This is a genomic window from Pseudomonas mohnii, assembly GCF_900105115.1.
In the GTDB taxonomy this organism is placed as follows: Bacteria; Pseudomonadota; Gammaproteobacteria; order Pseudomonadales; family Pseudomonadaceae; genus Aquipseudomonas; species Aquipseudomonas mohnii.
The window spans coordinates 986,117-999,635 of sequence record NZ_FNRV01000001.1 but is presented as its reverse complement, the minus strand read 5'-3'; the positions used below and the strand labels follow the sequence as shown (position 1 = coordinate 999,635).

The window sequence follows — 13,519 nt, the reverse complement described above, 5'->3', positions numbered from 1 at the left end:
CGCACCTGTTGTTGAGTTGTTGATTGATTTCTTGCAATCGTTCAGCCTGGCCAGGCGAGCGATTGCTTCGGGGCATAGGCCCTGAGGGCGTTGATTACATCTCCCTTGGGGCGGCAAGTGAGTATTCCACGAGAATAATTATAAAATGAAAAGAAACCCAAAAATTGCCGAATGCTCATTAAAGGTGCTAAAGGCCGAATGGCCGAGTCTGGTGCTCTGGGCCTTTTTGCTGTCACCGCTGATCATTAAATTAATCACGAGTTATCGATATTCGAAAATTGATTTGCTGGTTTTCTACACGATTGCCATGTCGGTGTTATGGCTTTTGGCTATTCGGTTTGTTTCGTCCAATCAATTCAGGGTCCACGTCATTCTGCTGCCGTTTTATTTGGTCGCGACTGTTGATCTTTTTCTGGTTTTGAATTTCAACTCGAGATTGACAGCGGCTTACGTGTTTGTTGGGTTGACCAATTACAAGGAGGCGAGCGACTTTCTACCGACCTATTGGCGGTCCATCAGTATCGCTCTGCTGATATTCATCGTGTTTTATGGGGTGGGATTGGCAGGGCTGTACAAGCGCAAGCTGTACAGGAATAACGGTATTTTTCTTTTGGTCTTTAGCGCCTTGCTGCTGGGGTATGGGGCGTATTTTTATAAAACCGTCAAAATGAATTCTTTCGGGAAATCTGCGGTCATGGATCTCCTGGCAAAAGATCAAAGCATACCCATAGGTTATTTGTCGCAAATGGGGCTGACTGCAGACTTGTATTCGAACTCGGAGAGATTTATCCAGCGACGTCGAGAACATGAAGTGAACATCACCAGCCAGTCGGATCAGTCGAATATTGACACCGTGGTGTTCGTGATTGGTGAGTCGTCACGGCCGCACAGCTGGTCGCTCTATGGCTATGACAAGCAAACGACCCCCCATCTCGACAAACAGGCGGGGATTTTCAAATTCAAAAATATGTGTACGACAGCCCCCTATACGTCGTACGCGGTTCCTTCAATGCTGAGCCTTGACCCCATATCGGAGTGGGACACTATTGCGTCGACCAAATCATTGGTGGGTATCTATCGTGCAGCCGGGTACATGACGTATTGGTTGTCAGCACAGGAAGTGGATAGTTTTGGCGGAATCATTCCGAACATCGCTGCAGAGGCTCAATACCGTCAATATTTTGAGAGGAGTTACGACGGTGCATTGATTTCGGAGTATGAAAAAATACTGCAGAAAAAAGACACGGAAAAGAAAGCCATATTTATTCATATCAAGGGGAGCCATTTCGAGTATTCACGTCGATACCCAGCCAGCTTCGCTCAGTTCAAGCCTGCAACAAACAGCATGAAGGATAAAATGACTGCCGAGTATGACAATACTATCCTGTATACGGATTGGCTGTTGAATGCGTTTATTGGTGCGTTGGAGTCAAGCGGAAAAGCGGCTGTCCTATTTTATACGTCGGATCATGGTGAGAACATGATGGATGACAGCCGAGGGTTGGTGGGGCATGGGATTGGTAATAAACATGATCTCTCGGTGTCGGCATTTATCTGGGCATCGCCCAACATTACAAGTGATCAATCCCTGAAGCTTTCAAAGCTGAAGGACAGGGAGAGTCAGAAGGTCAGCATCTCTTCCTTTCCACATACTCTTTTAAATATCACTGGTGTTTTCACGGATAAGTATAAAGGCTCGGAAGATTTGTTAAGTGATGAGTTCATACCGTCTCAATGTCCACATCTGCTCGGCGCAGGCTATGTTCCATCGTTTGACTTTGACAGCCTTTGAATAGTCCCGATTGAACAACGCCGCAAGGCGTTGTTCAACCCAGGTCGACTGGCCGATTATTGGCGGGTGGAGGAGGGTGATGAGGCTGTATCGACAGGGTTTGACTTCGCGTCGCCCTTTCTCAAAAACAACCAGTTCGACGCCTGCAAGCCGTCGAACTTGATCTTGTAGTGACCATCGGCATAGGTCGCGGGCAGCTTCTTCATTTGCCCCATGATGCCTTGAGTGAACAGTGTCAAACCCTGCGGCGCCTGGAGGGTCAGCGTGCCCTCGAGGGGCTCAACGTAAAAAGGTGTTTTGTCGTTGTCTTGGGGGATGGCCCGAGCGCCCAGGGATATCATCAAATTCTGCGACCGGCCCAAAGGTGCTTCATCCAGGCTTTGCACCACCACGCTGGCGTTGAGGGTCTTCACTTGAACTTGAATGTTGCCCAGGCTAATCGACTCGCCGCCGATCCAGCCGGTCGCGGCCTGGGTGCGCGGCGTATTGATGGTGTAGACGCCTTGTTTCCAGTTGCGCTTGAGTTCACCCGTGTCGGTCGTCGATTCGTTGGCATTGGCGTCCAGCAGCGATTGCCCGGGGTCATGAAACACCTGCGCATTGCTCGGGATAACGCTCTGTTGCAACCAGGGCAATTCCGGCGTCTGCGGCATCGCGATTTCCAGCTTGCCTTTCTCCATGGCGGTGCGCAGCAGAGCAGAGTTGGCCGGTGTGATCATCTGGTTGAACAGGGTGCCTGGCGTCGGCGCAAAGACATAGGTCGTTGTTGCTTCGCGAACGTCTGCGCGGCGATACAGCAAGGCGGCGGCGGGCAGCGTGGCCAGCATTGCGGGGTCGTTATAGGCGTGCCAGTTGCTGGCGCTCATCCCTTCGCCCCCCAGTGGCTCCTGGCTGTAGGCATATTGCATCAGTGCATCCCAGCCTTGGTGGCTGGCGGTGCCGGCGATATAGAGTGGCAGCGAGTGACGGTCTGGGGTCGGGAAGGGCTCGTTGTTCCACTCGGTGACGGTCAAGGGTTTGCCCGCGACCTGGCCGGCGGCGATCCAGTTCACGATGCCGTCGCTGTACAGTGGGTTTTTTTCTATCTGCCCAGCGCCTCCGTAGCTGTGGACGTCGATGACGTCGCCGACGGTAAGGGCGGGCAGGGAATTCAGGCTGTTACCGCCCCAGGTGCTGGTCGTGGCGATGGGGACTTTCACCCCCAAGCCACGCAGGTGCTCGATCATATCGACGTTGAAACGTCGTTCCAGGTCGTTCAGGAACAGCTTGGAGGGACCAGGCTCCCAGGAGCGCCAGGTCTGGTCTGCGGATAGATTGTGCTGGTTGGCAAAGGCTTTGGCCTCTGCCATGTAGACGCTGTTGTGCTTCGGCACGTTCTTGTCTGGCAACAGTGCGTTGCCAAAGTGGTGGGTGAGGTCGTTTTCGTTGGTGATCAGTACGGCGGCGACCGCCGGGTCGTCTTTGTAGGCCAGACCGGTGTAGGGGTTCACATGGGTCAGGTAGTCTTCGGTAAAGCGCTTCATGGCTTTCTGAATGGTGAGATTCACATAGGCATAGCCCTTGAGATAGGCAAAGTTCTGCTCTTCTTTCGGCAATTCATCGAAGCCATAAATGTTGTCTTTTTCCAAAAGAGCTCGCTGGACGTGCATATCGAGCCACACATAAATGCCTTCGTCTTTCAGGCACTTGATCCACCAGTCGATTTTTTTCAGTGACTGCGGGCTCAGTTCCTGGGTGCTGCGCGTGATCCGGCTGTCGCCAAAGATATTCGGGAGCACCCACGGCGAGTCATGGTGATGCAATCGCACAAGATTGAAACCCAGTGCGGACAGCCGTTTGGCCTGCTGCTTGATGGCATCGTCTGGCGTGCCGAACAGCGTATAGGCCGACAGGTTGGTACCCCAGAAGCGCGCCGGGGTGTTGTCCGCGAATAGCAATTGCTCGCCGGAGGCTTTGACGAATCCGCGCTTGCCGGCAGGCTTTTCCTCGGCATTGAGAAAGGACAGATCGACCGGCGAAGTTTTCCAGTCGAGCTTATCAGTGGGCCAGCTCTTGGGGTCCGTCAGTCCGAAGCGCTCGCTACTGGTGGGGCCGATCGCCACATCGCCGGAAACGCTCAAGGTGGCGGTGAACTCCTGGCGGCCAGGTTTGATCGTGTTCTTGTAGAAAAAGGCACGCACCTCCGATTTATCGCCCGGTTCAAAGTACACGCCTGCCAGCGCGGGCTCGAAGCGCATTTCGATGCGTCGCCCTTGCGCATTGCCCCAGGACCAGCCGCTGTTGTCGGGCAGCAAAGTGGGCGGGCCCATTTCTCCCGCGAACAGTGACGGGTCGAAGTTGAAGACGATGCCGCCACCGGACAAGTCCGACTTCATGCTGCGAGCATCCAGGGCAAACTTCCAGGTCAACGATTGCGGGCCTTGCTTCTGAATCTGCGCATTCAAGTCGAAATCCAGCGCGGTGTTTTTACCCGCGAGGGTGTACCGATAAGGTCCGTTGGTCTTGAATTCGGTTTGCAGATACGTCCAGTCCCAGCTCCTCCCGAAGAACGAGAATGTCGTGGTAACCGCCGGGCTGCCACCGCGCATCAGCGTGGGCAGGCCGTTGCGCTCGTCCACACTGGCGACCCAGCCCGACGCCCAGGTACGAAGCGGCCAGATAGCGAAAAACAGCAGGAGCGCGAGCAGTATCCGGGAACGTCGGAGCAATGGGATCATGGGTCTACCTGAGTTGGAGATGGGCGCTCGCCGAGACCGCCGTCGAGGTCTGCCTGAGCCTGCGGGCCATTTGCGCGTAAGCCACGCCCAGTCCGGCTATCGACCAATACACCACGGGGATGACGGTGATACTGCTGACGGTCACGATGGTGATCAGGATCCCGGCCAGTGTCGCCAGGAGTGCACGCCCAAGTCGGCGTGCCTCATCATCTTTGTTGGAGAACGAGCGCATTCCTTTGCGGATGCCAAGCAGAACCGCGGCGAAAAAACACACGAACAGCGTCAATCCAATCAATCCCACCGACAGGGCTATGCCGATATAGGTGTTCACGATATCGATGATCCCCTGGCCCTGGGTCAAGGACTGCATTTCCGGTGTGCTGCGGTAATCGAATGAGCCCAGCCAGGGGTTGCGCTGGATAACGATCATGGCGTTATCGATCAACTGTTGCCGATACGTGATGTTCTCGGCCTCTACCGTGCCGATGAAAGGAAGCAGATCGAGCACTTTTTGTCCGCCCGGTACGACGGCCAGCAACGGAAGGGCGAGAACTCCGGCGAGCGCCAGCAGCATCAGGCGTTTGACGGCCTTGCGACCGGTGCCGATGAACACGACGATCATGACGGCGGTACCGACCCAGGGCCCCCGCGACAGCGGCGCGTACAGACCGCCGGCGAGCAACAGTGCGCCCAGGCCTCTTTGCAGCCGACTGCGTACATCTTCCTGCAAGTACAGGTACAGCCCGCTGGCCACACTGATGACGAAGCCCAGTGCAATGGCCTGTCCGGTGGTGACGCTGGCGCGTAATGAGCCGCCGCGAGTCAGGTAAGTGGACATATCCCATTGCATGCCCAAGGCATTGTTCAGTGCGCTGTAGAGCAGCCAGTTACGGGAATATTCGAAGAGGCCAATAAGCGACATCACCATGGCGGCGACTACAAATGCAAACAGAGCGTCCTTGAAGTCGCTGAGGTTCCTCAGCGCCCGGCTGGCAACGTAGTAGGGCAGAAACACTTCGATGAACAGATAGAGCGTCTGGCGCAACGCGTCGGTGACGGTCGTTTCGCGCAAATAGAGCAGGCTTGTCAGCACGATGTTGGCGGCCAACAGTTTGTCGGGCCAGGTGCGTCCGAAAGGGATTGTGTCCGGTCGCCTGCGCAGCGCCAGGAAAGCCGGCAGCAGCACAAAAAACGCCAGCAGGCGAACATGGTTAAGGACAAAGAAATAGTTGACCACGCCGAAGCCGGGTATCTCCGCGCCCGATGGCGGCATGAGAAACAGCAGCATGAAAAACAGCGCGACAGGGTTGCGTTCGCGTTTCTGCGCGACGGTCAAAATGATCGCGGCGATGCCGGCGTACAGCCAGAAACTGTGCGCAAAAAAGGCCAGTAGCGTCAATGCGAACCACAGATTGCGCCGACGCGTGAAGTGTCGGGCGGGGATCAGGTCTTCTGCCGGCCGACGTGCCATGAAAAAAACAACGCCGGCAAGGACCAGAATGACGATTAACGCTCGTAAGTGCTCAGGCATGGGCGATTGGACTTATTGATTGATGAGCGAAGGCTAGTGGAATGGCCAAATGCGACTATAGTACCTTTCGTGCCATTGAGTCCGGAGTTGATGTTATGTCGCTAGCTGATTTCTCGCCATCATCCCGCCTTCGTGGGCGAGCAATCTCTGCTGGGGTCTGGAATCTGGGGGCTCTGGTTACGTCACAAGCCTTCCGCTTGGGCGGCAACCTGATAATGGCCCGTCTGCTGATGCCGGAGATGTTCGGCATCATGTTGATCGCCATCACCGTTTCGCTGGTGCTGCATTTATTGTCCGATGTCGGCTTGCGCCAGAACATCATTCAGAGCCCGCGTGGCGACGATCCGGTGTTTCTCAATACCATCTGGACCGTGCAAATCCTGCGTGGCTTTATCCTCTTCGCTTCGACGCTTGCGCTCGCAGCCCTCGCCTGGTTTGCACAGAGCCTCAATCTTTGGGCGGTCGATTCCACCTACGCCGCACCCGAGTTGCCGCTGGTGTTGGCGGTGACCGGTTTCTCGGCAATCATCGTTGGTTTTCAGTCGACGAAAGTCGACCTGGCTGTGCGCGCCTTCCAGCAAAAGAAAGTGGTACTCACCGAGTTTGCCTCCCAGGTCGTCGGGTTGTTGGTCATGCTGGTGGTCGGTTACCTCACCCGGTCCATCTGGTCGCTGGTGGTTGCCGGTCTGGTGCAATCGCTGGTCAACACGTTGCTGGGGCATATCTGGTTCGAGGGCCCGTCCAACCGTCTACGGTGGGAACGTGCTGCGCTCGATGAATTGGTCGGCTTTGGTCGCTGGATCTTGTTGTCATCGGCGGTGGGCGTGCTGGCCATGTACGGCGACCGTGTCTGGTTCGGTGGCAGCATGACGGCCAGCGAACTGGGCGTTTACTCTATCGCCGTACTGATTTTGGGAGCCGTTCAGCTTGGGTTGCAAAGGATAGTCGGAGCGGTGGCCCTGCCAGCCTTCAGTGAGGCTTCAAGAACCCATGACACCGCACGGCTCCACGCGTTGTACTTCCGCTTGAAAATGATGTTCGATCTCGCCTGCCTGTTTTTCTGCGGACTGTTCCTGACGGGCAGCCCACTGCTCATCAGGGTTTTGTACGATGAGCGTTACGCCCAGGCCGGCGACATGCTGGCGATCCTCTCACTCTCCTTTTTCACCATGCGCTACATGGTGGCGAATCAGATCTGGATTGCCTTGGGGCACACCAAATACCAGGCCATGGACAACATTATTCGCGTGGTCTCATTGTGGGTGCTGGTGCCTTTGCTGCTGGCCATTGGCGGGGTCAAGTACGCGATCTGGGGGGTCGCCCTGCATACGTTCCCGACGCTTATCCTGGTGTTTTACGTGAACTATCGTTTGGGGTTGTTCAGCCTCAAGCGCGAGCTTGTGGTGTTGCCAATGCTTGCAGTGGGGGCTTTGTGCGGGGAGCTATTGACGGGCCTTGCCAAGTGGCTTTGATTTGATCTATCTCTCTTGTTGAATCCATTGCTGTGGCACGACGTCGCCATTGAGGTATTGATGGTTGGCGCCAATAAATTGTGGCGTTGGTGTGTAGTTGAAATTCCAACGCAATCTCGATGTCGTGGAGCTTTGAATCATGAGAGAAACTGATTTGAATACCTCTGTGATGGGGCGCAGGGGCTTCCTTCAGGCGTGTGCCCTGTTGAGTCTCGGGGGGCTCGCTATTGGATTTTCCGAAACGGTTGCCCGGCCTGCCGCCGCCAAATCCGAGTTTGTTGTGATCAACGGATGGGTGTTGCCTGCCCAGCATTTTCGGCCAGCAAAATCATGATCAAAGATTACCAATCGCAGAAAGAACTCCGCGATCACTATGACATCTGCATTATCGGCGCAGGGCCGGCCGGCATTACGCTGGCCTTGCGTTTAGCCGGTAATGGGCGGCATGTCGTGCTTATCGAAGGCGGTGGGCACGAGTATTCACCGGTTTCGCAGAACCTCTACCAGTGCCCGTCGACAGGCCTTGAAGTCTACGCGCAGGAAACACGCCTGCGCTTTCTTGGCGGTACCTCCAATCACTGGGCGGGACGATGCCGTCCATTCGAGCGCTCGGACTTTGCCGTGGGTCCTCCCGTGCACCTGCCCGGCTGGCCCATCGCGTTTTCCGAGATCGAACGCAATCTGGCGGCGGCCATGGATATTGTCGATCTCCCGCCGAACTCAGGATTCAAGGCAATCAATGCCAATCTGGATGGCCAAGACTTCGAAGCCGATCGTTTCCTGCTCAGCCCACCGACGCGATTTGCACAGAAATACGCCAAGGAGCTCAATGAGACAGAAGGGCTTGATGTCTTCATCAACTGCAACTGCGTTGATCTGGAGTTCGATAGCAAGACCGGCCGCATCGAGACGATCCTCGTCTCGGACTACCAGTTGCATCAGGAGCGACTCAGGGCCAGGCACTTCATTCTGGCAACGGGCGCGATCGAAAATGCCAGGCAGTTGCTCAACAGTGAGTCCCTGACTGCTGGCGGTATCGTAAAGAAGGACGGATTGGTCGGCAGATGCTTCATGGAGCATCTGAACGTAGAAATGGGCACTTTTATTCTGAAGGACGGGCAGGGTACCGAAGCCCGGCAGTACTTCACGACGGATGCCTTCGTGAAGGAACACGAATCGGGAAAGGGGAATGTGACGGCCTCGCTTGTATCCGAGGTGAAAGCCTATGGGCGAACGGCGGCGATCAAGGACTTTTTCGAGAATCTCATCTGTGACATCGGGGCGGCGCACAAGATCGAGTTCATTACCAAATTCGATTGCCCGGGGGACGGGGTACTCGGCACGCTGATCGAGCAATTCCCCAACCCCAATAGCCGCATCGCGTTACTCGAAGAGCGCGATGCGTTGGGCATGAAAAAAGTGAACATTCACTGGGAACTGACCCCGGTGGACAGAAATACCGTCAAGTCCATAGGGCTCGAAGTGGCCAAGTGTTTTGCCGACACGGGGCTGGGCTTCGTCAAGCTGGATGCGTGCGTTTATGACGTTGATTTGCCGCTGAAGGTCAATCCCCATGCCCACCATATGGGGACCACGCGGATGGCGGCCTCGCCTGAATTTGGCGTTGTCGACGAAAACTGCAAGGTGTTCGGGGTCGAGAATCTTCATGTTGCGGGCAGCAGCGTCTTCGCTACCGGCGGCGCCTGCAACCCGACGATGCCCCTGCTGCAACTGGCGCTGAGGCTGGCCGATCATCTCAATCAGGAAATGGGCCCCGCGGTGGGAAGGTATTCCGGAACAGGAGAGTTTATCGATTTTCCGAGTTGATTTTTTAGGAGGGGGCTACGCTTAGAGTAGTGGTAATAAAGAATCAGGGTGTATGAACCCTGGCACAGATGTATATCGCTGAATTTGAGGCTGACAGGATGATTGGTCTACTAAAACGCGCTATTGCTCATTACGCCAGAACAACAGGGCGTGGCACCTCACTCTATAAAAAGTTTTGTAAACCTGACGGGTACGAATGGGCCCAACACATGGGGCGTTGGGGAGGACTGCACTCCGTTGGCAAAGGCGCCTGGATCAACCTGGGGTGCAACATCACCGACCCGGCGATGCTTCGACTCGGTGACAACGTAGGTTTATCCGACTGCACAATATTCGGCCACGATGGCATCGTCCATGTCATCAACGCGCGTGACGGAACGAAGCTCGACTCTGTCGGCGGCGTCGATATCCGTGCCAATTCCTTTGTCGGCCACGGTGCCATCGTCATGCCGCGCGTCACGATTGGTCCTGATTCGGTGGTGGCCGCCGGCGCTGTTGTATTGAGAGACGTTCCGCCCGGGATGGTGGTCGGGGGTAATCCAGCCAGGGTTATCTGTACGATGGAAACGCTGGTGAAAAATATCAAAGAGCGTTGCGCCGAGTACCCATGGATTGACCTGATCGAGAATCGCGACGGTTTGTTTGATCCGGAACTGGAACCGAAGCTGCAAGCGATGCGCGCAGAGTATTTTTTTGGCGAACAACCCAATGGTTAGTGCCGACCTCGATGTATTGGTCGTTAACTACAACACAGCCTCTTTGTTGCAGCCGATGTTTAATGCGTTACGTCAGTCAAACGACACGCAACGCACGCGGTATCTGGTGGTGGACAATGCCTCTGCGGATAATTCGCTGGAGCGTCTGGCCAGTGTTTGTCCAGAGGCATTGCAACTGGCCAATCATACAAATGTCGGTTTTGGTCGTGCCAACAATCAACTCGTTGAACACCTGCAAGGCAAGTACGCGTTATTGCTCAACACCGACGCCTTCGTTGCCGCCGATACCCTGAGCAAGACCCTCGAGTACATGGAGGCTCATCCGGATTGCGGGGTTCTGGGCGTTCGATTGGTCGGGCGTGAGGGCGATTTGCAACCCTCCTGCCGCTATTTCCCGACGCCGTTGAATGTCTTCCTGGCACGCACCGGGCTGGAGCGTTTTTTTCCTGGTGTGAAGAAGGTCGACGACATGACCTGGGACCATGACTCGGTACGTGAATGCGACTGGGTGCCGGGGTGTTACTACCTGATCCGACGCGAAGTCATCGACAAGGTCGGCCTGTTCGATCCGCGCTACTTTCTCTATTACGAAGAGGTCGACCACTGCAAGCGGGTCAAACAGGCGGGCTGGAAAGTGGTGTATTACCCGCATACCACCGTGGTGCATATCGGTGGTGAAAGCGCCAAGTCCGTTGACGAGCTCAACACCGCCAGTCGACAAATTCCCAAGCTGCAAATCGAAAGCGAGCTGTTGTATTTCCGCAAACATCACGGTCTGTCCGGGCTGGCCGGGCACATGCTGCTGGTCAGCCTGGGCGATCTGATTCTGGCGCTCAAGGCACTGTTGAAGGGACGCGGCCGTGCCGCCATCGGGGCATGCTGGCAGCATGCGCGTGTGACCTGGGCGCTGCTGGGTGAAACAAAACTCGCAACCCAACCAACACGGTAGATAAACCATGTTCGAAAACATACGTGCGGACTTGCGTGCATATGCGGGTGATTGGGCCGCCCAGGGTTTCTGGGTGATGTTGGTTTATCGCTTCGGACGCTGGCGCTACGGCGTGCGTCCCGCGCCATTGCGCAAAGTGTTTTCCTTTATCTACAAAGTGCTCTTCAAATTCGTGCAGATCATCACGGGCATCGAATTGCCGTGCGAGGTGGCGGTCGGGCGCAACTTCGTCATCGACCATTTCGGCGGCATCGTGATCAGTGGTTATGCGCAATTCGGCGATGACTGCCGTATACGCAACGGCGTGGTCGTGGGGCTCAAGAATGTCAACGAACCGATTGCCCCGGTGTTCGGCAACAATGTCGACATCGGCACCGGTGCCAAGGTGCTGGGCAATATACGCATTGGCAACAATGTGGTGATCGGGGCCAATGCCGTGGTGCTGATCGATGTCCCGGATAACTCGATTGCAGTGGGGGTGCCTGCGACGATCAAGACCCGGCAGGGCGCACCCGCCAGGGAATGCTCTTGAACGCCATGGCCACCGGCATCGGCGTCGTTGTGATCGGTCGCAATGAGGGGCCGCGATTGCAGCGGTGCCTGGCTTCGGTGCTCGGTATGGCGCAGCAGATTGTGTATGTCGATTCCGGCTCGACCGATGGCTCCGTACAGATGGCTCGCGGGCTCGGCGTCGAGGTGGTCGAGCTGGACATGGCGATTCCCTTCACCGCTGCGCGTGCGCGCAACGAAGGATTCGCCTGTGTGCAACGTTTATTGCCGCAAGTGCGTTATGTGCAGTTCGTCGATGGTGATTGCGAGGTCGTCGCTGGCTGGCTGCCCCGGGCGCAGGCCTTTCTGGATGCGCAACCGCAGGTGGCGGTGGTCTGTGGACGGCGCCGTGAGCGTTATCCGCAACATTCGATATACAACTTCATGTGTGATCTGGAATGGGACACGCCGATAGGCGAGGCCAGGGCGTGTGGTGGCGATGCGCTGATGCGGGCCGACGCCTTCACCTCGGTGTCTGGATTTCGTCCGGACCTGATTGCCGGTGAAGAGCCGGAATTATGTGTGCGACTGCGCGCCAAGGGCTGGAAAGTCTGGCGTCTGGCCGAAGAAATGACCTTGCACGATGCGGCCATGACTCGCTTCGGCCAATGGTGGCGGCGCACCCTGCGCGGTGGTTATGCCTTTGCCGAGGGCGCTTTTTTACATGGCGCCACACCGGAGCAGCATTGGCGGCGTGAGTCGCGCCGTGCCTGGTTCTGGGGGTTGGGAATCCCGCTGGCGACGGTGCTTGTCAGCCTGATGGCGGGATGGTTCGGGTTGTTGGTGTTGTTGGTTTATCCGCTGCAAGTCGTGCGCCTGGCCCGTCGAGGTCAAGCATCGACGGACAAAAAATGGCGGCTGGCTTTCTTTCTCGTACTCGGGAAATTTCCCGAGATGTTCGGGCAAATAAAGTTTCTATTGAACAGATTCGGCGCCGGCAAGTCGGCGTTGATCGAATACAAGTGAGACTTCTATGAGTGATTGGCTGGCACTGAAAAGCATGTATTCGTTACATGCCGGGTATTCCCCCAGCGCATTGAAAAACAAGCTCAAGATGCTGGTGCTGGTGGCGAAGAACCGGGCCGAACTGAAGTTGTTTTTGTCGCGCATGTCGAGTGCTCTGGGCGAGGCGGGTTTCAAGCGACTCGGCGCAGATTGCCTGGGTGTGGTTCATTGGCCCTACATCAGTAAAAGCTGGAGTGCCGCGGACCGACTCGGGGTGTTGGCCTCGCATTACGAAGTGGTCACAAAAAGCTGTCCGCAGTTATTGCTCTATGGACGGGACGACAGGCTGGTACTGAGCGATTTGTCGGCGTTCTCTGCCCATTGTTCCCTGGTTCTGGATCGCCCGATCTGGTTCATGCGCGAAGGGGAATTGGTGCTGAACCTGTTTCAGGAGGATTTGCGCATCGCCTCGATCGCTTTCACCTTGTGTCGTGTGGAAGGTGAGCTTTGTCTGTTTATCGGCGCGGTGCAGGGGATACACAAAGGTGTCGAGAGTGAAAAATCCCTGGGCATCTACAGGGACCTGACCAAGGCGTTCGAAGGCCTGCGACCGAGAAGCTTCTTGATTGAAGTCATCAAGTACATCGCGGCCCATATCGGCGTCCAGAAAATGTATGCCGTCGGCGATGGATACCGTCACCATCGTCATCCGTATTTTGGCGCCAGTAAAGCTCAGGAGCTGTTGGCCGATTATGATTCGATATGGTTGGAGCATGGAGCCACCCCGTCGGAGCGCGAAGACTTTTTCGAGATACCCATGGCCCCGTCCCGAAAGCCGCTTGACGCGATAGCCTCAAAAAAACGGGCCATGTACCGCAGGCGATATGAACTTCTGGACAACACCTTTGCGCAATTGGATCAGGCACTGAAAGGTTGCCCTGCAGCGAATCGCCCTCAAGGTTCCTGCACCACGGCGCAAGCACCTGCCGTCACCACCCTACGTACTGACCACTAAGCCGGG

At 56.0% G+C, this 13,519-nt stretch carries 11 protein-coding genes; 9 read left to right on the top strand and 2 right to left on the bottom strand.

The annotated features are described in order from the left end of the window. Nucleotides 1-145: 145 nt before the first annotated feature. Nucleotides 146-1,792: a phosphoethanolamine transferase gene (locus BLV61_RS04520; RefSeq protein WP_090462885.1), complete on the top strand. Its 1,647-nt coding sequence runs from the start codon at nt 146-148 to the stop codon at nt 1,790-1,792. Between the two features lie 56 nt (nt 1,793-1,848). Here BLV61_RS04520 and BLV61_RS04515 read toward each other — a convergent pair whose 3' ends face one another. Together BLV61_RS04515 and BLV61_RS04510 are read right to left on the bottom strand one after the other, a co-directional pair. Next, complete coding sequence (locus BLV61_RS04515; protein WP_090462882.1) at nt 1,849-4,509, bottom strand: cellulase family glycosylhydrolase; 2,661 nt, start codon at nt 4,507-4,509, stop codon at nt 1,849-1,851. A gap of 4 nt (nt 4,510-4,513) precedes the next feature. Beyond that, entirely contained in the window at nt 4,514-6,040 is a 1,527-nt protein-coding gene (locus tag BLV61_RS04510; protein ID WP_090462879.1) for an O-antigen ligase family protein, read from the bottom strand. A gap of 95 nt (nt 6,041-6,135) precedes the next feature. Here BLV61_RS04510 and BLV61_RS04505 point away from each other — a divergent pair, with 95 nt between their 5' ends. From BLV61_RS04505 to BLV61_RS04470, 8 genes are all read left to right on the top strand, one after another. Continuing rightward, complete coding sequence (locus BLV61_RS04505) at nt 6,136-7,512, top strand: oligosaccharide flippase family protein (RefSeq protein WP_090462875.1); 1,377 nt, start codon at nt 6,136-6,138, stop codon at nt 7,510-7,512. Nucleotides 7,513-7,651: 139 nt separating this feature from the next. Beyond that, nucleotides 7,652-7,846, top strand: coding sequence for a hypothetical protein (locus BLV61_RS04500; protein WP_081997907.1), 195 nt, complete (start codon nt 7,652-7,654; stop codon nt 7,844-7,846). Then, entirely contained in the window at nt 7,843-9,339 is a 1,497-nt protein-coding gene (locus BLV61_RS04495; RefSeq protein ID WP_090462872.1) for an FAD-dependent oxidoreductase, read from the top strand. The genes BLV61_RS04500 and BLV61_RS04495 overlap by 4 nt, the downstream gene beginning before the upstream one ends. A 98-nt stretch (nt 9,340-9,437) precedes the next feature. Continuing rightward, complete coding sequence (locus tag BLV61_RS04490) at nt 9,438-10,055, top strand: acyltransferase (RefSeq protein ID WP_047538850.1); 618 nt, start codon at nt 9,438-9,440, stop codon at nt 10,053-10,055. Further along, entirely contained in the window at nt 10,048-11,004 is a 957-nt protein-coding gene (locus BLV61_RS04485; RefSeq protein ID WP_047530430.1) for a glycosyltransferase family 2 protein, read from the top strand. The genes BLV61_RS04490 and BLV61_RS04485 overlap by 8 nt, the downstream gene beginning before the upstream one ends. Nucleotides 11,005-11,011: 7 nt before the next feature. Beyond that, nucleotides 11,012-11,536: a serine O-acetyltransferase gene (locus tag BLV61_RS04480; protein ID WP_090462869.1), complete on the top strand. Its 525-nt coding sequence runs from the start codon at nt 11,012-11,014 to the stop codon at nt 11,534-11,536. A gap of 5 nt (nt 11,537-11,541) precedes the next feature. Then, the gene (locus BLV61_RS04475) at nt 11,542-12,519 is read left to right on the top strand and encodes a glycosyltransferase family 2 protein (protein WP_090462866.1); all 978 of its coding nucleotides are present in this window, start codon (nt 11,542-11,544) and stop codon (nt 12,517-12,519) included. Nucleotides 12,520-12,526: 7 nt separating this feature from the next. Further along, complete coding sequence (locus BLV61_RS04470) at nt 12,527-13,513, top strand: VirK/YbjX family protein (RefSeq protein WP_090462863.1); 987 nt, start codon at nt 12,527-12,529, stop codon at nt 13,511-13,513. Nucleotides 13,514-13,519: the final 6 nt, after the last annotated feature.

What these genes read in the sequence shown, in the direction of transcription:
- BLV61_RS04520 (WP_090462885.1), top strand. Translation starts at nt 146, where the DNA reads ATGAAAAGAAACCCAAAAATTGCCGAATGCTCATTAAAGGTGCTAAAG.
- BLV61_RS04515 (WP_090462882.1), bottom strand. Translation starts at nt 4,509, where the DNA reads ATGATCCCATTGCTCCGACGTTCCCGGATACTGCTCGCGCTCCTGCTG.
- BLV61_RS04510 (WP_090462879.1), bottom strand. Translation starts at nt 6,040, where the DNA reads ATGCCTGAGCACTTACGAGCGTTAATCGTCATTCTGGTCCTTGCCGGC.
- BLV61_RS04505 (WP_090462875.1), top strand. Translation starts at nt 6,136, where the DNA reads ATGTCGCTAGCTGATTTCTCGCCATCATCCCGCCTTCGTGGGCGAGCA.
- BLV61_RS04500 (WP_081997907.1), top strand. Translation starts at nt 7,652, where the DNA reads ATGAGAGAAACTGATTTGAATACCTCTGTGATGGGGCGCAGGGGCTTC.
- BLV61_RS04495 (WP_090462872.1), top strand. Translation starts at nt 7,843, where the DNA reads ATGATCAAAGATTACCAATCGCAGAAAGAACTCCGCGATCACTATGAC.
- BLV61_RS04490 (WP_047538850.1), top strand. Translation starts at nt 9,438, where the DNA reads ATGATTGGTCTACTAAAACGCGCTATTGCTCATTACGCCAGAACAACA.
- BLV61_RS04485 (WP_047530430.1), top strand. Translation starts at nt 10,048, where the DNA reads ATGGTTAGTGCCGACCTCGATGTATTGGTCGTTAACTACAACACAGCC.
- BLV61_RS04480 (WP_090462869.1), top strand. Translation starts at nt 11,012, where the DNA reads ATGTTCGAAAACATACGTGCGGACTTGCGTGCATATGCGGGTGATTGG.
- BLV61_RS04475 (WP_090462866.1), top strand. Translation starts at nt 11,542, where the DNA reads ATGGCCACCGGCATCGGCGTCGTTGTGATCGGTCGCAATGAGGGGCCG.
- BLV61_RS04470 (WP_090462863.1), top strand. Translation starts at nt 12,527, where the DNA reads ATGAGTGATTGGCTGGCACTGAAAAGCATGTATTCGTTACATGCCGGG.